Source organism: Chryseolinea soli, assembly GCF_003589925.1.
GTDB classification, from domain to species: Bacteria; Bacteroidota; Bacteroidia; order Cytophagales; family Cyclobacteriaceae; genus Chryseolinea; species Chryseolinea soli.
The window spans coordinates 4,108,912-4,126,821 of record NZ_CP032382.1 but is presented as its reverse complement, the minus strand read 5'-3'; the positions used below and the strand labels follow the sequence as shown (position 1 = coordinate 4,126,821).

Annotated in this window: 14 protein-coding genes; 6 read left to right on the top strand and 8 right to left on the bottom strand. The window is 51.9% G+C overall.

The window, feature by feature from the left end; genetic code table 11:
• Window positions 1–120 precede the first annotated feature (120 nt).
• Window positions 121–1,896, top strand: coding sequence for a TPR end-of-group domain-containing protein (locus D4L85_RS17660; protein WP_119755541.1), 1,776 nt, complete (start codon window positions 121–123; stop codon window positions 1,894–1,896).
• A gap of 135 nt (window positions 1,897–2,031) precedes the next feature.
• Window positions 2,032–3,012: a pyruvate dehydrogenase complex E1 component subunit beta gene (locus D4L85_RS17655; protein ID WP_119755540.1), complete on the top strand. Its 981-nt coding sequence runs from the start codon at window positions 2,032–2,034 to the stop codon at window positions 3,010–3,012.
• Between the two features lie 129 nt (window positions 3,013–3,141).
• Here the strand turns inward: D4L85_RS17655 and D4L85_RS17650 are convergent, their stop codons facing one another.
• From D4L85_RS17650 to fahA, 3 genes are read right to left on the bottom strand one after another with little or no spacing between them, the layout of a single operon-like run.
• Entirely contained in the window at window positions 3,142–4,008 is an 867-nt protein-coding gene (locus D4L85_RS17650; protein WP_119755539.1) for a flavin reductase family protein, read from the bottom strand.
• 4 nt (window positions 4,009–4,012) lie between these two features.
• Window positions 4,013–4,495, bottom strand: coding sequence for a hypothetical protein (locus D4L85_RS17645; RefSeq protein WP_119755538.1), 483 nt, complete (start codon window positions 4,493–4,495; stop codon window positions 4,013–4,015).
• Window positions 4,496–4,506: 11 nt separating this feature from the next.
• Window positions 4,507–5,772 carry a fumarylacetoacetase gene (fahA, locus tag D4L85_RS17640; RefSeq protein ID WP_119755537.1) on the bottom strand — a complete coding sequence of 422 codons (1,266 nt, stop codon included), beginning with the start codon at window positions 5,770–5,772 and terminating at the stop codon, window positions 4,507–4,509.
• 157 nt (window positions 5,773–5,929) lie between these two features.
• Between fahA and D4L85_RS17635 the strand changes: the two genes are divergently transcribed.
• A complete protein-coding gene (locus D4L85_RS17635) occupies window positions 5,930–7,291 on the top strand; it encodes a methyltransferase RsmF C-terminal domain-like protein (protein WP_119755536.1) in 1,362 nt (453 codons plus the stop codon).
• A gap of 129 nt (window positions 7,292–7,420) precedes the next feature.
• Here D4L85_RS17635 and D4L85_RS17630 read toward each other — a convergent pair whose 3' ends face one another.
• Entirely contained in the window at window positions 7,421–8,566 is a 1,146-nt protein-coding gene (locus D4L85_RS17630) for an MFS transporter (RefSeq protein ID WP_119755535.1), read from the bottom strand.
• 122 nt (window positions 8,567–8,688) lie between these two features.
• On the opposite strand from D4L85_RS17630, the gene D4L85_RS17625 reads away from it, so the two are divergent.
• On the top strand, window positions 8,689–11,322 hold the full coding sequence (locus D4L85_RS17625) for a valine--tRNA ligase (RefSeq protein WP_119755534.1): 2,634 nt from the start codon (window positions 8,689–8,691) through the stop codon (window positions 11,320–11,322).
• Here the strand turns inward: D4L85_RS17625 and D4L85_RS17620 are convergent.
• The 4 genes from D4L85_RS17620 to porX all read right to left on the bottom strand — a co-directional run bounded on the left by D4L85_RS17620 (window position 11,319) and on the right by porX (window position 15,393).
• Window positions 11,319–12,068 (bottom strand): hypothetical protein, encoded by a 750-nt coding sequence (locus tag D4L85_RS17620; RefSeq protein WP_119755533.1) that lies wholly within the window; start codon window positions 12,066–12,068, stop codon window positions 11,319–11,321. The two genes, D4L85_RS17625 and D4L85_RS17620, sit on opposite strands and share 4 nt — an antisense overlap.
• A gap of 115 nt (window positions 12,069–12,183) precedes the next feature.
• A complete protein-coding gene (locus D4L85_RS17615) occupies window positions 12,184–13,407 on the bottom strand; it encodes an alanine dehydrogenase (RefSeq protein WP_119755532.1) in 1,224 nt (407 codons plus the stop codon).
• The gene (gene tsaE, locus D4L85_RS17610) at window positions 13,379–13,837 is read right to left on the bottom strand and encodes a tRNA (adenosine(37)-N6)-threonylcarbamoyltransferase complex ATPase subunit type 1 TsaE (RefSeq protein WP_119755531.1); all 459 of its coding nucleotides are present in this window, start codon (window positions 13,835–13,837) and stop codon (window positions 13,379–13,381) included. The genes D4L85_RS17615 and tsaE overlap by 29 nt, the downstream gene beginning before the upstream one ends.
• On the bottom strand, window positions 13,834–15,393 hold the full coding sequence (porX, locus tag D4L85_RS17605) for a T9SS response regulator signal transducer PorX (RefSeq protein WP_119758838.1): 1,560 nt from the start codon (window positions 15,391–15,393) through the stop codon (window positions 13,834–13,836). The genes tsaE and porX overlap by 4 nt, the downstream gene beginning before the upstream one ends.
• 84 nt (window positions 15,394–15,477) lie before the next feature.
• Between porX and D4L85_RS17600 the strand changes: the two genes are divergently transcribed.
• Together D4L85_RS17600 and lpxD are read left to right on the top strand one after the other, a co-directional pair.
• Window positions 15,478–16,701 (top strand): HD domain-containing protein, encoded by a 1,224-nt coding sequence (locus tag D4L85_RS17600; protein ID WP_119755530.1) that lies wholly within the window; start codon window positions 15,478–15,480, stop codon window positions 16,699–16,701.
• Between the two features lie 102 nt (window positions 16,702–16,803).
• Complete coding sequence (lpxD, locus tag D4L85_RS17595) at window positions 16,804–17,865, top strand: UDP-3-O-(3-hydroxymyristoyl)glucosamine N-acyltransferase (RefSeq protein ID WP_119755529.1); 1,062 nt, start codon at window positions 16,804–16,806, stop codon at window positions 17,863–17,865.
• Window positions 17,866–17,910: the final 45 nt, after the last annotated feature.

Below are 17,910 nucleotides of genomic sequence, written 5' to 3'. Positions count from 1 at the left end.
AACGCGCCACCCCCCTCAAAATGTCGGGGTCCTTCATATTTTTTTGAGTATAATTGCAAAAAAATACACATAAGTATAGTTTTGCAAACCTGTTTAAATCAACCAATAAATCTAAATCCAATGAGAAAAGTAGTTTACTCATTTCTGATCTTCGCAGTACTTACCCTCGCGGGCTGTACCCTGCCCAAGATGGTGAAAATGTCAAAAGACCAGCAATTGACGGTTACTCCGAACCCGCTGGAGGTTCACAAGGATACGGTTGCCTTCGATATGGCGGCTAACCTTCCGGTTAAAATGTTGAAGAAAGGAACCGTCTACACGGTAAACACCTTCTACAAGTATGGCACCAACGAACTGGCGCTGGACCCCATCCCGTTCAAGGCTGAGGACTATCCCAACAGCAAGACCGAGCCTCCCCGTGTAACCAAGAGCTTCTCATTCCCTTATCAACCCGCATACAAAACAGGTACTGTGGAAGTTGAAGGCGTTGCTTCCAAAGGCGAAAAAGCTAAGAAAACTCCCCGTCTCCCGGTGGCTACCGGTATCATCACCACTTCTAAACTGGTGAAACCCGTATACTTCGCTGCTTTCGCAGAACATGGCTATAACAACCAGGAAGAACTGGTTCCCGTAGTGATCCCTGATTTCATTTTCGAGCAAGGCAGATCGGTACTGAGACCTACTGAGATCAAGAGCACAAAAGGCAAGCAACTGGATGCCTTCATCGCTTCCAAGAACGCTACCCGTACCGTTACCATCACCGGTACCCACTCTCCTGAAGGTGCTGAGCGTATCAACGCTAAATTGTCTCCCGATCGCGCTGCTGCCATCGAAAAATTCTATCGTGCTGAAATGAAGAAGTACGACTACAAAGGCAAAGCCGATTCGATCAACTTCATCCTGAAGCCTGTTATCCAGGACTGGAACGAATTCAAAAACTCACTGTCTACTTACGAAGGCATCACTTCCGAAGAGAAAGCAGAATACCTGAACATCATCAACGCCGGCGGTTCTTTCGAAGATGTTGAAAAACAATTCAAGAAACTGAAGACCTACAAGAAAGTGTTCAAGGATGTATATCCTAAACTGAGAACAGCGAAGACCGAGATCCTGGTGGTGAAAGACAAGAAGACCGACGCCGAAATGTCCGTCCTGTCCAAGCAAGTAACACAAGGCGCTATCTCTGCCGACACCCTTTCGTTCGAAGAAATGATGTACGCCGCTACTTTGACTCCTTCCCTGGAAGAAAAGGCAGCGATCTACGAAGCTGCTACCAAGAAAGGTTCCAACTGGAATGCCCACAACAACCTGGGTGCTGTATACATTGCTCAAGCGATCGAAAACCCCAGCAACGCTGCTGCCCTGGCCGACAAAGCTCAGGCACAATTGGAGATTGCTGCTAAGTTGAACGAAGCTCCCGAAGTACTCGCCAACCTGGCTTCCGTGAACATGATGAAAGGCAACGCTTATGCTGCCTACAACAATGCTACCAAAGCCCTCGGCGCTGGCCTGAAAGGCGACAATGCTGCCGGTGTGAACGGTGTGAAAGGTGCTGCTGAAATCGTAAAAGCTCAGTACGCTGCTGCTGTTAGCTCCGAATCTGCTGCTGCCGACAACGCCGACAACCTCTTCAACAAAGGTTTGGCTCAAGTGTTGAACAAAGACTACCAAAATGGTCTGACTTCCTTCAAAGAAGCCACTGCCAAGAACAGCAACCTGGCCATCGCCTATTATGGTGCCGCTGTAGCTTCTGCCCGCCTCGGCAACGCCGACGGCGTGGTGAGCAACCTGAGCAGCGCTGTGAAGGCCGATCCTTCCCTGAAAGAAGCTGCTTTGAGCGACCTGGAATTCTCGAAATTCGCCGCTACCGAAGCCTTCAGAAATGCATTGAAATAATCGATCTCATTGGTTAAACAGAGAGCCCCGGCCAAAAGCCGGGGCTTTTTGTTTTGGGGTACCCAATAAAAAGCGGGGAATGCTTTTATCCTGTTTGTCCGGCCCCTATTTTTACGCACTTTCTGAAGAAATGCTATGAGAGAAATCCAGTTTAGAGAGGCCCTCCGCGAGGCCTTGAACGAAGAAATGCGCAGAGATCCCAGCGTTATCCTGATGGGGGAAGAAGTGGCCGAGTACAATGGCGCCTACAAAGTGAGCCAGGGCATGCTGGACGAATTTGGACCGGAACGCGTCCTGGATACACCCATTTCCGAACTGGGCTTCGCCGGCATTGGCGTGGGAGCGGCCATGAACGGCCTCCGTCCCGTGGTAGAATTCATGACCTTCAACTTCTCGCTAGTGGCCATCGACCAGATCATCAACGGTGCCGCCAAGATCCTCTCCATGTCGGGTGGCCAATATAGTGCCCCCATGGTGTTCCGTGGCCCTACGGGCAACGCGGGCCAACTGGGTGCCCAACACTCCCAAAACTTCGAAAACTGGTTTGCCAACACCCCCGGTTTGAAGGTGGTGGTACCCTCCAATCCATACGACGCCAAAGGCCTCCTGAAGTCGTCCATCCGCGACAACGACCCCGTGATCTTCATGGAGTCGGAAGTGATGTATGGCGATAAGATGGAGGTTCCCGCGGAAGAATACCTCATTCCCCTGGGCGTGGCCGATGTGAAAAAGGCCGGCACGGATGTGACCATCGTTTCGTTTGGCAAGATCATGAAAGTGGCCCTGGCTGCTGCTGCCGAGTTGGAAAAGGACGGCATCTCCGCCGAAGTGATCGACCTTCGCTCGGTGCGCCCCATCGACTATGCGGCCATCGTAGAGTCGGTGAAAAAGACCAATCGCCTGGTGATCGTGGAAGAAGCCTGGCCTTTGTCTTCCATCGCTACGGAGATCACTTACCACGTACAAAAGCATGCCTTCGACTACCTGGACGCGCCCATTCAACGCGTGAACAGCTTCGACGTGCCCCTGCCCTACGCCCCCACGCTCATTGAAGCCATTCTGCCCAACGTCAGCAAGACGATAAAGGCTGTGAAGGGTGTATTGTACAGAGACTAAGACCTTTTTAGTTTAGTTTAACATACGAGAGGCTGCCCCCAAAAGGCAGCCTCTTCTCGTTTGTTGTGGGTTGAATTAGTATACCCGGACCGTTGCTGGTTCAAGCAAAGGAAATATTCGCCGGTGTTTTCAGGCCAGCAGAATGCTCCACGCTTCCGCTACACGGCCTTGCTTCAAGTAAGCTTGCGCCAGTTTGTGGATCGCTTCTCCACCATTCGTCCGGGCCTGGAGAAAATCGGGTTGGTTCCTGATCGTTTGAAGGGACGACTCGCCTGGCAATTTTTCGACGTTCCCCAGCATGCCGAGGTCATTGCCCGTGAGGACGTTGCTAAGTCGGATGTGATCAGGGATTTGATCGATACCGATGCCAATGGTCTGCAGGGGCTTGGGCACTTTAAAAATAGATTCCGGTCCCACGCGACAGTACCAGTCGCCCCCTAGCCGGGCCACGGCGTCGAGTTTGAAGGGATCGATCTTGCCTTGGTCGTCGAGGATCTCTTCCTTTATGTGCATCAGAACCACCTGGCAAAGCACGAGGTTGCCCGCCCCCGCCTGGTCGCCTGTGGCAATGACCTGCGTCACCTTGCACTCGAACGATACCGGCGCCTCGCCTACACGCGGTGGCTTGACGACCGATGAAGCAACGGGCGTGAGTCCTGCCTTCACAAATTCGTTGACACCGCGTGGGTATTCAACGCTGGCCAGGGAGGCTTGCTGCACCATGGCGTGGTTCACGATGTTGATGACCACCTCGGGCACCTCCAACACGTTTTCATAGGTGTCCTTGGTCGTATTGTCGCGCCCTCTCCGCGAAGGCGAGAAGATCAGGATGGGTGGGTTGTAGCCAAAGCAATTGAAGAAGCTGAACGGGCTCAGGTTCACGTTCCCCTTTTTATCTACCGTGCTGGCAAAAGCAATTGGCCGCGGCGTGACAGCACCCAGCAGATATTGATGGAGTTGTGGCAAGGGTATTTTTGTGGGATCCAGGGTCAGCATAGGGTCAGGGCATAGGCGTGATATCCTTGTTGGCAGCAACACCGGGATTGACCGGTGACTCCGGGAAAACTTCATCCGGCTTGGGTAGCCTCACCAGCGCGTAGGTAAAGAGCACGATCAACAGGGTGGGCAGCAGATAGGCGCCAAAACGAAAACGCAACCCGGTATGACTGTACGTCCAGGTTGAAAAATCCATACCTGTTTTAACGAGGGTGGCAAACGAGACCGCGATGAGGAGCACCAGCACAACGGTTCCCAACACCCGCTTCAAAGTTCTCCGTTTCACTAAAAAACTGATCAGCTCGGCCAAGGCAAAAGCGATGACCACCACGATGGACACCGTGAGCAGCGTGCGGGGAAAAGTGCGCAGGTAATGATATTTATAAATGATCAAGCCGATCTTGCCCAGCAGGTTGGGTTTTGAAAGCAGAAAGCTGTCCAGGATGACCAGCGCGATGAGGCAGAAATAAAATGACAGTTTACGCATAGACGTTTTGTTTATAACGAAGGAAGTATTTTACCGCTACAGGCTCCAAAGCCAATGCGAACACCGTCGCGTTCGGCATAGGCGTGCAGCGTCACCGTGTCGCCGTCGTGCAGGAATGTGCGTTCGGTGCCGTCGGCCATGTGAAGGGATTTTTGTCCGTTCCAGGAAAGCTCCAGCAACGAGCCAAACGAACCGGGCGACGGGCCGCTGATAGTGCCTGACGCATAGACATCGCCGACTTGAATGTTACAGCCATTCACCGTGTGGTGAGCCAGTTGCTGGTTCACGTTCCAATACATGTATTTGAAATTCGTCCGGCAAACCACGGATGCCTCCACGCCTTCGGGCTGGATGAGCGCTTCCATCACAATATCAAAATTCTTTTTCCCATCGTAAGAAAGATAAGGAAGTACGTGCGGATTTTGGGAAGGCCCCTCCACGCGAAAGGGTTCTAAGGCATCCATCGTCACGATCCAGGGCGACAAGGTCGATCCAAAGTTCTTTCCTAAAAACGGTCCCAGCGGAACGTATTCCCACTGCTGAATGTCGCGTGCAGACCAATCGTTGAACAATGCAAAACCGGCGATATGGTCTTCGGTTTCATGGGTGTGAATAGGATGCCCCAGCGGTGTTTCGCTGCAGGTAATAAAGGCCATCTCCACTTCAAAATCCAATTTATGCGACGCGCAAAAAACGGGCGGCTCCTCTCCCATCTTCACCTGACCGCGCGGCCGGCGAATGGGCGTGCCCGACACCACGATAGAGGAAGCACGACCATGATAGCCTACGGGTAAATGTTTCCAGTTGGGAAGCAATGCATTTTTAGGGTCACGAAACATAGAGCCCACGTTGGTGGCGTGTTCTTCGCTGCTGTAGAAGTCCGTGTAGTTCGGCACGCGAACCGGCAAGAGCAGGGTCGCAACCTTTTGAGAGATCAATATGCTTTTTACACTTTCGTGTGATGAGAGTTCGTTGTTGTCGTGACGCAGCAATTGCGAAATCCGCTCCCGCACGTTGCGTATGGTTTTCTTCCCCAGTGCAAAAAAATCGTTGAGCGTGGAGGAGTTGAAAACGCTGGAGGGCAGATTCAGGTCCTTGAAAAAACCTCGCTCCGCCAAAGCGGCCAGGTCCACGATCGAGTCGCCTATCGCCACGCCCGCCCGCGGCGACGTGTCGGCCGTCCGGAAAATGCCGAAGGGCAGGTTTTGGATGGGGAAGTCGCTGTGGGGAGGCACAGGCACCCAGCTTTTAAGGATCGGGTCGTTTGGGTTGGTCATACGAAAGCCAAGTTAGCCATTTCTCAAAACTGATCTTCAAGTCACCGTGATCAAATCGAATAAATCAAACACAAAGCGTTAATTTGCCCCGCTAACAAAAAAGGAATGCGTCGGACCGGCGTGCTCTCGCGACTTATCCTGACCCTTAATTTTTTTCATGAGCGATACCCAATTTCCACCGTCATTTGAGCTGCGCATGCGCGAGCAATTGGGAGTGCGCTGGGATGAATTCAGCGCGGCACATCAGCAACCCTCGCCGGTGAGCATTCGACTCAATCCAGCCAAACAGCAAAGTCCACCCCCAGGTGCGCTGCCTGTGCCCTGGACTACTTCGGGATATTATCTGAACGAACGACCCTCGTTTACACTCGACCCTCACTTTCATGCTGGTGCCTACTATGTTCAGGAGGCCAGTTCCATGTTCCTGGAACAAGCTTTCCGGCAGGCGGTGGATGCGCAAAAAGCGATCAACGTGCTGGACCTTTGTGCGGCGCCCGGTGGCAAGTCAACGCATTTGCTCAGCCTCATGAATGCGCAGAGCCTGCTGGTATCCAATGAGGTGATCCGGTCCCGGGCTAACGTGCTGGCCGAGAACATACAGAAGTGGGGACATGGCAATGCCGTGGTCGTGCATAACGATCCACAGGATTTTCAACGTCTGCCTGGCTTCTTTGATGTGATGGTGATCGATGCGCCCTGTTCGGGCGAAGGATTGTTTCGCAAAGACCACCACGCCATGGAAGAATGGTCGCCCGACAATGTGGCCCTCTGTTCCAAACGGCAACGTCGTATCCTGAGCGATGTGTGGCCCGCCCTGAAGACCGGCGGCCTCCTCATCTACTCCACTTGCACCTATAATCCCGACGAAAACGAAAATAACCTGGAGTGGCTTAGCCAAGAACACGATGTTGAATTCGTGCCGTTGATGCTGAATGAACAATGGGGCGTTGAGACCGTCGACCACCACGGCATCCCCGGCTACCGGTTCTATCCGCACCGTGTAAAAGGCGAAGGATTTTTTATTTGCGTGGTCCGCAAAACAGAGGAGACAAGGGAAAGCCGCGCGCGACACAAAAACTCGTTCACCGGCCCCTCAAAAAAAATAACGGACCAACTAAGCGCGTGGATAACGAACGGCGCCGAAAAAACATTCATCCTCCGGCACGACCAGGTGCAATGCTTTCCCCAAAACAAAACGCCGGAGATCGACTTCCTCGCCAAAAATCTCTACCTCATCACGGCCGGCACCGTCATGGCCACGGTGAAGCACGAAAAGCTCATCCCCGAACATCCCCTGGCTTTGTCGATAGACCTGCAACCGGAAAACTTCCTTCGACTTGATGTGGCCCTCCCGGAAGCGTTGCAATACCTGCGAAAAGAGGCCTTGGCGATATCCACAGAAAAAAAAGGATTCACGTTGATCTATCACAACGGAATTCCCTTGGGTTGGGCAAACGTTCTGGACAACCGCATGAACAATCTTTATCCTTCCGAATGGAGAATCCGGAAAGGGTCGTGATGCTCATTCGTCATGAACAATTCTTATTACGATAGCGGGCTGTCGAGTTCGCGGACCGGATAAAAAAAGAATGGCCGGTCAGAAAAAGCCGACCGGCACATTCTTCATAAACCAACCGTTGTTTACATTTTAAAAAGCCTGAATAGTTTCCAGGATACCATCCGGCAACGCCACGCCGCTAAAAAATATACCAACACAAAAGACTTTGTCGTGAAAAGAGGCCCGCTGGATCGCCATGGGCAGGGAACTCACCGACAGTGATGTGAATGCCGCCGTAAACACCACCATCATGACAAACACCACGACCGTCGACTGAAATACAAAGATGGACAACATACTGGCCATGATCAGCGCAAAGCTGATCCAGAAAGATTTCTCCAGCCCGTATTTGTTCACCAGGTTGCTTACCGGCCACGAGATGAGTGCAGAAAGAACCAGGATGTTCACCAGGATGATCTTGCCTTGCCAACCGTTGAACAACATACCCACTTTGGCTTCGAGCAAATCGGGGAACAAATTGAACAACACCGTGGTGGCCGTGCCAAGCACGACACCCATAAAGAAGATAAAACCATAGCTGGACTTTTCCTCCACAGGAATAGCCGCAGGGGATTCATCCTTCTTTTCTTCGTGCAGGGCAAACAGGGTAAGTGAATTCTTCTTCAGCGCCAACCCCGACACAAAAACGACCGCACCGCCAGACATAAACGTGAGCGGCGCACCGATATAGTCAATGATGTCGACGATGACGGGCTCAACCGCATAGATGAGGTTGGCCACAATCGTGAGAATAGCCATGGCGCGGGGCAATTTGTCGACAGGAGAGAAAAGCTCCATGGTCGATAAAGCCGGGCTCGTGAAAATGCTCATGGCGATAAGCCAGAAGACGATGAGCACGGGCAAGATCCAGCGGAAGACCTCTCCAGGATTGGTGAACAGCGTGAACGCCACGGCCATAAAGACCATAGAGGCAAAGCTGATCCCCGCGGTGATCACGGGAATGCGATGGCCCTGTTCGAACCGGTAGCGGTCGCCTATTTTGCCTGCCAACGGCGGCGTGACCACCAGGATCACGGCTTGGGCCAGGGTGAGCAGGAATGTAAAATCATCGAAATGGAACTGCACGAGCAGTTTGGGCTGGTAGTTCTGGTAGGCGATCCACCCGATAACGATCGAGCCGTATAGCGCGGCCAGACTCAGCATTTGTTTCCATTGTATGGTCTCCCTTTCGGGGGCCAGCAGTACTGCTTCCATGAGCTTGGGTTCGTTAGACATGCGATATACGAGGTATTGTAAAGGCCGGGATTTCGGAGGGCGGAAATTCCGTATTCAGGCCAATTTCTTTATTTTTACGCCCATTTTGAATCATTTTCAACCAACTGTACCGCCGTCGCCCCATGCTATCAACCAAATACAACCCTTCTGAAGTAGAAAATAAGTGGTACAGCTACTGGATGGAGCACGGTTTTTTCCATTCCGAGCCCGATCCCTCCAAGGAACCGTATTGTATCGTCATACCCCCCCCAAATGTAACCGGTGTGCTCCACATGGGCCACATGCTGAACAATACCATCCAGGACATCCTGGTGCGGAAAGCCCGTATGCAGGGCAAGGAAGCCTGTTGGGTGCCGGGCACCGACCACGCCTCGATTGCGACGGAGGCCAAAGTAGTGGCCATGCTCCGGGAGCGGGGCATTAAAAAATCGGACCTCACCCGCGAGGAATTCCTGAAATATGCCTGGGAATGGAAGGAAAAATACGGCGGCATCATCCTGGAGCAGCTCAAGAAACTGGGGGCCTCCTGCGACTGGGAACGCACGAAGTTCACCATGGACCCCGACTACTACGACGCGGTGATCGATGTATTTATCGACCTCTACAACAAGGGGAACATCTACCGCGGACTTCGCATGGTGAACTGGGATCCCGCCGGAAAGACGGCCTTGTCGGACGATGAGGTGATCCATCGCGATGTGCCGTCCAAACTGTATTACATCAATTATCCTATCGAAGGCAATCCCAGCGAATTTGTTACCATCGCCACCGTTCGCCCCGAAACGATCATGGCCGATGCGGCGATCTGTGTGAACCCCAACGATGAACGATACAAACATCTCAAAGGAAAAAGGGCCCTCATCCCACTGATCAACCGGGCCATTCCCATCATCGAGGACGACTATGTGGCCATGGACTTTGGTACAGGCTGCCTGAAGGTGACGCCCGCGCACGACATGAACGACAACATGCTCGGGCTGAAGCATAACCTGGAAGTGATCGATATCCTCAACGAAGACGGCACCCTGAACGACAAGGCACAGATCTTTGTAGGGGAAGACCGTTTCGTGGCCCGCAAAAAGATCGCCAAGGCCCTGGAGGAAAAAAGCTACCTGCAAAAGACGGAAGACTATACCAGCCATGTGGGCTTCTCCGAGCGGACCGACGCCGTGATCGAACCCCGCCTCTCCTTGCAATGGTTCCTGAAAATGCAGGACATCACCAAGCCCGCCTTGGAGCACGTGATGAACGACGACATTCAGCTCATTCCTTCCAAGTTCAAGAACACCTATCACCACTGGATGGCCAACGTGCGCGACTGGTGTATCTCGCGCCAGCTTTGGTGGGGCCATCGCATACCGGCGTGGTATGATGAGGAAGGATTTTATGTGGTTGCCAAGACAGAAGAAGAAGCTCACAAAGTATATCAAACGAAAAAACCGGGAACACCCAAACCCAGGCTGACCCAGGAAAGCGATGTGCTCGACACCTGGTTTTCCAGCTGGCTGTGGCCGATTGCCGTGTTCGATACTTCCGTCTTCAAAGGCGACGGCAACCAAGGCAACAATGATTTAAACTATTACTATCCCACAAACGATCTGGTAACGGCTCCCGAAATTCTTTTCTTTTGGGTGGCCCGCATGATCATTGCCGGTTATGAATACCGCGACAACCTGCCCTTCCGCAATGTTTACCTCACGGGAATCGTGCGCGACAAGCAAGGCAGAAAAATGTCGAAGTCGTTGGGCAACTCGCCCGATCCACTGGACCTGATCAGTAACTTCGGCGCCGACGCCGTGCGCACAGGCATGCTCTTCAGCTCACCGGCCGGCAATGACTTGCTGTATGACGAACGGCTGATCGAGCAAGGCCGCAACTTTGCGAACAAGATCTGGAATGCCTTCCGCCTGGTGAAGGGTTGGACGACCGACAGCCTCGCGCAACCAGAGGAAAACAAAGTAGCCATCGCCTGGTTCGAGTCGAAGTTCAATGCTTCACTGACAGAATTGAATGATCACTTCAGCAAATTCCGTATGTCGGATGCGTTGATGACGGTGTATAAATTGATTTGGGATGATTTCTGTGCATGGTACCTGGAGATGATCAAACCGGAGTTCGGCAAACCCATCGATGAAGCGACTTACCTGAAGACCGTTGATTTCTTCGAGCGTCTCATGAAGGTGCTTCACCCGTTCATGCCCTTCATCACCGAAGAGTTGTGGCACGAGCTAAAAGAACGCGTGCAGAATGAGTGCATCATCGTAGCGCCCTGGCCCGCAACGAACGACCAGAACGATAGTTTGCTGGCCGACGGCGTCTTCGCTTTCGAGGTCGTGACGGAGATCCGGAACTTCCGGAACGCCAAAGGCCTCTCCCCGAAGGAAGCACTGAAGCTCATTGTGAAAGCTCCTGAAGGAACGCTTGTAAAATCCTTCTGGCCCGTCATCAAAAAACTTTCTAACCTCAGTGAGGTATCCTTCACCGCTGATAAGGTGGCTAACGCCTCGGGCTTCATTTTGAAATCGACAGAATTCTTTATTCCTGTAGATGGCAAAATCGACGTAGCCAAAGAACGCGAGGCCCTCCTGAAAGATTTGGAGTATCAACGCGGATTCATGGTATCGGTGGATAAAAAACTCTCCAACGAAAAATTTGTGAACAGCGCGCCCCCACAGGTTATCGAGATGGAGCGCAAAAAGAAGGCCGACGCAGAAGCCAAGATCCGGTCGTTGGAAGAAAGCCTGGCCAGACTTTAATTCGCTGCGATCAAGCTATTGTAGTGATTGAAAATGGTGATCAAGTCTGCTTCGCGTGAAATCGTGAGGGCTTGATCTTGTATGAACTTCCCCATCGCATCCGCTTTGTCGCCAAAGAGCGGCAACAGTTTCTTTTTGGACGATGGAAGCGCTGTGACTTGGCCATCCCTGGCAAAATAGAGTTCCGTCTTTTTCAGGATCTTGTCGTCGCGGCTGCCCACGTCGAATTGGACGCTGTAGTCTGCTTTCTTGACGTAGACCGTGGTTTGTCTCAGCAAGGGCAGCGGACCGTCCACGACCACCTGGAAAAATCCGGAAAGCCTTGTCTGATCCTTGTCCTTGAAATCTTTTGCATTCACGAAATAGCTCGGGATGCGGCTGGCGGAATCGATCCAGATAAAGCTCTTCACTTTATCGCCACCCACGACTTTTACACCACTTTGCGTCTTTACTTCTATTTCGTTGGCGCGAATGTCGTAGCGAATCAGGAAACCCTCGATCATTTTTTCATCCTTGTACAAAAGAATGGTTGAGGCTTTCCATTGCGTGGAGAAGTACGTGTTGCCTACCACTTTCCCTTCCGGTTGAGGAATGCCATACAGCATGTCGGTACGCCCCAGGCCATCGGGATCATAGAGTTTTTCCAGGGTATTTACAGAGCGGATGTTGTTCGGAACGACGTTGGGTTGGGCCAAGGCATGCAGGCCGGATAGAAGACCAAGAAAAATAAAGACTTCCTTTTTCATAACCAGCAGGTATAGGGTGTGACCAAACTTACAGGTTAAAAAAAGGAGGTCAATACCCCGTATTACGGGTTATTCGTCCGCTACAAAATCCGTCGATTATTTTGAATAAAACAAATCAGAACCGCGCAGCCAAAAGCAGCTCGATATTCTTATGCTTCAAACCAAATTTTCGCGCCACGTGCTCGTTGGTCAATCCACCCTTGTACGTGTAGACGCCCTTCATAAACCACTTGTGCGAAAAGATCATCGCCTCCACGCCACCTTCTTCGGCAGCGCGCAAAATGGTAGGTGTAAAAATATTACTCAACGCATTGGCCGCCGTATGGGCCACCCGTGATGCGACGTTTGGTACACAATAATGGATCACACCGTGTTTACGGAACACCGGCTTGCTCAGCGTGGTGATTTCCGAGGTCTCCACACATCCACCCTGGTCGATGCTGAGATCGATGATGAGGGAATCGATTTTCATTTGTGTCACCATTTCTTCCGTGATCACATGCCGAGGTCTTCCTTTTTCGGCCCGCAGGGCACCCACGACGACGTCAGCTGTCTTCAAGGTGTCGCTTAATGTGATGGTGTCGATGGTGGAGGTGTAGATCTGCTGCCCCAGCAAGTGTTTAATGCGGCGCAGCTTATATAAATGATTGTCAAAAACCTGGACGTCGGCACCCAACCCCAGGGCCGCACGCACAGCATATTCCGCCACGGTGCCGGCACCAATGATCACCACTTTTGTCGGTGGTACGCCGGTGATGCCCCCGAGAATAACACCTTTTCCATTGTTGGCGGTGCTCAGATATTCGGACGCGATCAAGAGCACGCTGCTGCCGGCAATCTCGCTCATGGCGCGAATGATGGGCATGCCCCCCACCTTATCTTCAATGAACTCGTAGGCCAGCGCGGTGATTTTCTTTTTCATCAACGCTTGCAGGCTCTCCACTTTCAGGTGGCCCAGTTGCAACGCAGAGATCAGGGTCTGCCCGGCGTGCATCAGTTCGATCTCTTCGAGGGTGGGTGGTTCGATCTTGAGGATCACATCGGCCTGGTATACTTCCTGGGGCGAGTACACGATCTTTGCGCCCGCGTCGCTATATTGTTTGTCGGAAAATTTGGAGCCGATGCCGGCCTTGGCTTCCACCCACACTTCGTGGCCGTTGTTCACCAGCAGCGCCACGGCGTCGGGGGTGAGGCTGATGCGGTTTTCCTGCAGCGATATTTCTTTGGGCAACCCAATAAAAAACGTGTGCCGTCTCTTTCGTACTTCAAGCAACTGCTCTTGCGTTTGCATGCTGGCTTTGGCTAGCGCCTCAAAGCCCGTTTTCTTCTTCTCGGTCATGGACTGAAATCACTATGGTTCGTTCTGTATTACTGTCTACCTGGATGGATACTTCCGCATATCGCGGGGGGATCAGGGAAGGGATCTTTTCCGGCCATTCTACAAAGCAGGGATAGCCCGAATAAAAATACTCCTCTGTTCCAATATCATATGCCTCCGCTTCGTGCTTTATCCTGTAAAAGTCAAAATGAAAGATCTTGGTATGCGCCCGGGTCTCGTATTCGTTCACAATCGAAAAGGTGGGGCTGCTCATGGCATCCTGTACGCCCGCCAGCTTGCCGATCGCTTTGATGAGCGTCGTTTTGCCTGAACCCATCTCACCATGAAATAACCATACCGGGAACGCCCCCAGGCGCTCGATCACGTTATGTGCCACGTCTTCTAAACCCGATTGTGTTACCGAACGGAACACGGCCTCCTCTACGATCATGACGCATTCTTCGAAGTTAAGAAAATTATGGGTATGATGATCTCCTCCATGCTCACCCCGCCGTGCTGAAAGGTGTCTTTATAGAAATTCACGTAATAATTGTAGTTGTTCGGATAGGCAAAGAACTGGTCCTCGATGGCAAACACATAGGAGGACGACACATTGAGTTTTGGCAAAAAGAGACGTTCCGGCTTTTGCACCGTCATCACCTTTTCGCCTTCATAACCGAGGTTCTTGCCCTGTTTGTAACGCAGGTTGCTGTTCACGTTCCGGTCGCCAATGATCTTGAAAGGCCGCTTCACCCGGATGGTGCCGTGGTCGGTGGTGATGACCACTTTCACGTCTTTCTCTGCGATCTTTTTTAGAATATCGATCAGGGGTGAATGCAGGAACCATGATTTGGTAATGGACCGGTATGCGGATTCGTCCGGCGCCAACTCGCGCACCATCGCCATGTCGGTGCGGGCATGCGAGAGCATATCCACGAAGTTGTAGACCACCACGTTGAGATCGTTCTGAAAAAGATTGTTCACCGTGTCGGCCAGGCTTCTGCCTTCTTCCAGGTTCTTGATCTTGTGATAGGACATCTTCACGTTTAGATTGTTCCGGCGAAGTTGTTTGGACAAAAACTCGGACTCGAAATTATTCTTGCCCTCATCTTCGTCCTCGCCTACCCACAGGTCTGGGTTGGTCTTTGCCATTTCGGAGGGCAGCTGTCCGGAGAAGATGGCATTCCGGGCATAGGCCGTGGTAGTGGGCAGAATAGAGTAATAGGTTTCTTCGCTCGTCACATTGAAATATTCCGTGAGCACGGGCTCAATCACTTTCCACTGATCGTAGCGCAGGTTATCGATCAGGATCACGAACACGGGTTTCTTGCCCAGCTCGGGAAATACTTTTTTCTTCATGAGCTGGTGCGACAGCAGCGGCTTTTCGGCCTTCGGGTCGTTGAGCCATGAATCATAATTCCGGATGATGAACTTGGCGAAGTTGGCGTTGGCCTCCGTCTTTTGCATGTCCAGCACTTCGCCCATGTCCTGGTTGTCGGCGTGGTCCATTTGCAGTTCCCAGAACACCAGTTTCTTGTAGATGTCGGCCCACTCTTCGTGGTTCATGTTTTCCTGGAAGGCCATGCTGATCTTGCGGAACTCCTGTTGATAGTTCAGGTTGGTCTTCTCGATGATCAGACGTTTGTTGTCGAGTATTTTTTTTACGGACAGCAGGATCTGACTGGGGTTGAGGGGCTTGATGAGATAGTCGGCGATCTTCGAGCCGATGGCCTCTTCCATGATGTGCTCTTCCTCGTTCTTGGTGATCATCACCACGGGGAGGTTAGGCTTATTGTTTTTGATCTGGGTGAGCGCCTCCAGTCCCGACATGCCGGGCATATTTTCGTCGAGGAAAACCACATCAAAGTGTTTGTCGTCTGTGAGCTCTACCGCCTCCGTGCCGTTGTTTACCGGCGTGATGTCGTAGCCCCGTTGTTCGAGAAAAAGAATATGAGGCTTCAACAAATCAATTTCATCATCCGCCCACAAAATGCTATATCTTTGCATAGTTGAAAATTTCACCAATTTAACCATTAATCGTTATCCGCTGACACGATCATCAGATAAAGGATTGACGCAGAACCCTGAAGGATGAACAAAAAGAAGATCATTAACGATCCCGTTTATGGGTTTATCACCATCCCAACGGAACTGATCTTCGATATTATCTCTCACCCCTATTTTCAACGGCTCCGCCATATTAAACAACTCGGTTTGACCGATTATGTTTACCCGGCCGCCCAGCATACCCGCTTCCAGCACGCCCTTGGCGCCCTTCATCTCATGGGGCAGGCCTTGGATGCCCTGCGGCTGAAAGGCGTCGAGATCTCGGACGAGGAATACGAGGCCTCCCAACTGGCCATTCTCCTCCACGACCTGGGCCACGGCCCCTTTTCGCATACGCTGGAATACTCGCTTCTGCCCGGCATTCGCCACGAAAGCCTGTCCTACCTGATGATGGACAAGTTGAATGCCGAATTTAATGGAGCATTGAACCTCACCCTGAGAATTTTTCGCAATAGCTACCGGCGCAAGTTCTTCCACCAACTCGTATCCAGCCAACTGGATATCGACCGGCTGGATTACCTGAAACGCGACAGTTTTTTCACCGGGGTGCAAGAGGGCTCCATTGGCGTGGACCGCATTCTGTCGATGCTTACCGTGCATCGCGACCAGATAATGGTAGAGGAGAAAGGCATCTACAGCATTGAAAACTTTCTGAACGCTCGCCGCCTCATGTATTGGCAGGTATACCTCCACAAAACCACCGTGAGCACCGAACGCATGCTGGTGAACCTGATCCGCCGGGCCCAGGTGCTGGTGCGAGGAGGCGAGACGGTTCCGGCCAGCCGGCCCCTGATGTCCTTCCTGGAAAATGAATTCACCCTGGCCGACTTCAAAGACACCCGCTTGTTGGACGCTTTCGGCCGCCTGGATGACAACGATATCTGGGGTGCCCTGAAATTTTGGCGCGATCACGACGACCGGATCCTTTCGTTGCTTTCGGAAATGCTCATCGAGCGGAGGCTGTTCCGGATAAAGCTCAGCGCCGAGCCAATCCGCAAAAGCCAGGTGGAAAAAATACGGGTGGCGGTGATGCGCAAATATGGAACGCTGCGCTCGGAGGCGGCCTATCTTTTTTCGCACGGCACGGTCAGCAACGAGGCCTACGCCGAAGGGCACCAGATCAATATCCTGATGCGCAGTGGCGAAGTGCTGGACATCGCCCAGGCTTCGGAGTTACCCAACATCAAGGCGTTGAGCAAAATCGTTAAAAAAAACTATCTGTGCTGGCCTAAAAATGTATCTTTGTAGATTCGTTATGCTGTGACCTCGCACGCTTTAACCGATAGCACAAACTTGGCTTTTGTCTGAAAGAAGAATAACGTATCGACGAACGATTTAACCATCTAAGGAATGGAATTTACGGTCAATCAAATAGCCGCCATGCTGGGCGGAGAAGTTAGTGGCAATGGCAACGAAAAGATCAACATGCTGGCCAAGATCCAGGACGCCAAAAAGGGCCAGATCGCTTTTCTTTCCAACCCCAAATACGAACAATACATTTACACCACACAGGCTACGGCCGTTATTGTAAAAAAAGACTTTGTACCCAAGAAAGAGGTTGTTTCAACGCTCATCCTGGTGGAAGATCCCTATATCAGTTTCACACGCCTGCTGGAAGAATACCATAAGCTGATCAGCTTTCAGAAAAGCGGCGTAGAGCAACCCAGCTTCATGTCGGAAAGCGCCACCATTGGCAAGGATTTCTATCGCGGTGCCTTCTCCTATATCGGCAGCAATGTAAAGATCGGCGACGGCGTAAAAATCTATCCACACGCTTATGTTGGCGATAACGTGGTGATCGGCGACCACTGCATAATACACAGCGGCGTAAAGATCTATGCCGATACCCGGATCGGTAATCACTGTGTGATCCATTCCGGTTGTGTGATCGGCAGCGATGGTTTCGGATTTGCCCCGCAGGAAGACGGCACCTATAAAACCATTCCTCAACTCGGCACCGTCATCATTGAAGACCATGTAGCCATTGGTGCCAACACCGTCATTGATTGCGCGACTTTGTTTGGCGATGCCACCATTGTGCACCAGGGTGTGAAACTGGACAACCTCATTCAGGTTGCCCATAATGTGGAAATTGGCAAAAACACGGTTATCGCGGCCCAGGCAGGGGTTTCCGGATCGACCAAAATTGGAGAAAATTGCATTATCGGTGGCCAGGTGGGCATTGCAGGGCACCTCATCATTGCCAATCATACGGGTTTGGGCGCCCAATCGGGTATTTCCAAATCCATAAAAGAAGAAGGCCAGAAGCTCATGGGCTCTCCGGCCTATGAATATGGGGAGTTCTACAAGTCCTATGCCGTCTTTAAAAAGCTTCCGGACTTTCAACATCGCCTCCGCGAGCTGGAAGACAAGGTTAAAAAGTCGGAAAACACTTCACTTTCAGTGGATTAGGGGTTGCTCAGCGGGGTAAAAACGCAAAATTGGATAATCTCCAGT

What these genes read in the sequence shown, in the direction of transcription:
- D4L85_RS17625 (WP_119755534.1), top strand. Translation starts at nt 8,689, where the DNA reads ATGCTATCAACCAAATACAACCCTTCTGAAGTAGAAAATAAGTGGTAC.
- fahA (WP_119755537.1), bottom strand. Translation starts at nt 5,772, where the DNA reads ATGACCAACCCAAACGACCCGATCCTTAAAAGCTGGGTGCCTGTGCCT.
- porX (WP_119758838.1), bottom strand. Translation starts at nt 15,393, where the DNA reads ATGCAAAGATATAGCATTTTGTGGGCGGATGATGAAATTGATTTGTTG.
- lpxD (WP_119755529.1), top strand. Translation starts at nt 16,804, where the DNA reads ATGGAATTTACGGTCAATCAAATAGCCGCCATGCTGGGCGGAGAAGTT.
- D4L85_RS17635 (WP_119755536.1), top strand. Translation starts at nt 5,930, where the DNA reads ATGAGCGATACCCAATTTCCACCGTCATTTGAGCTGCGCATGCGCGAG.
- D4L85_RS17660 (WP_119755541.1), top strand. Translation starts at nt 121, where the DNA reads ATGAGAAAAGTAGTTTACTCATTTCTGATCTTCGCAGTACTTACCCTC.
- D4L85_RS17655 (WP_119755540.1), top strand. Translation starts at nt 2,032, where the DNA reads ATGAGAGAAATCCAGTTTAGAGAGGCCCTCCGCGAGGCCTTGAACGAA.
- D4L85_RS17650 (WP_119755539.1), bottom strand. Translation starts at nt 4,008, where the DNA reads ATGCTGACCCTGGATCCCACAAAAATACCCTTGCCACAACTCCATCAA.
- D4L85_RS17630 (WP_119755535.1), bottom strand. Translation starts at nt 8,566, where the DNA reads ATGTCTAACGAACCCAAGCTCATGGAAGCAGTACTGCTGGCCCCCGAA.
- D4L85_RS17615 (WP_119755532.1), bottom strand. Translation starts at nt 13,407, where the DNA reads ATGACCGAGAAGAAGAAAACGGGCTTTGAGGCGCTAGCCAAAGCCAGC.
- D4L85_RS17620 (WP_119755533.1), bottom strand. Translation starts at nt 12,068, where the DNA reads ATGAAAAAGGAAGTCTTTATTTTTCTTGGTCTTCTATCCGGCCTGCAT.
- D4L85_RS17600 (WP_119755530.1), top strand. Translation starts at nt 15,478, where the DNA reads ATGAACAAAAAGAAGATCATTAACGATCCCGTTTATGGGTTTATCACC.
- D4L85_RS17645 (WP_119755538.1), bottom strand. Translation starts at nt 4,495, where the DNA reads ATGCGTAAACTGTCATTTTATTTCTGCCTCATCGCGCTGGTCATCCTG.
- tsaE (WP_119755531.1), bottom strand. Translation starts at nt 13,837, where the DNA reads ATGATCGTAGAGGAGGCCGTGTTCCGTTCGGTAACACAATCGGGTTTA.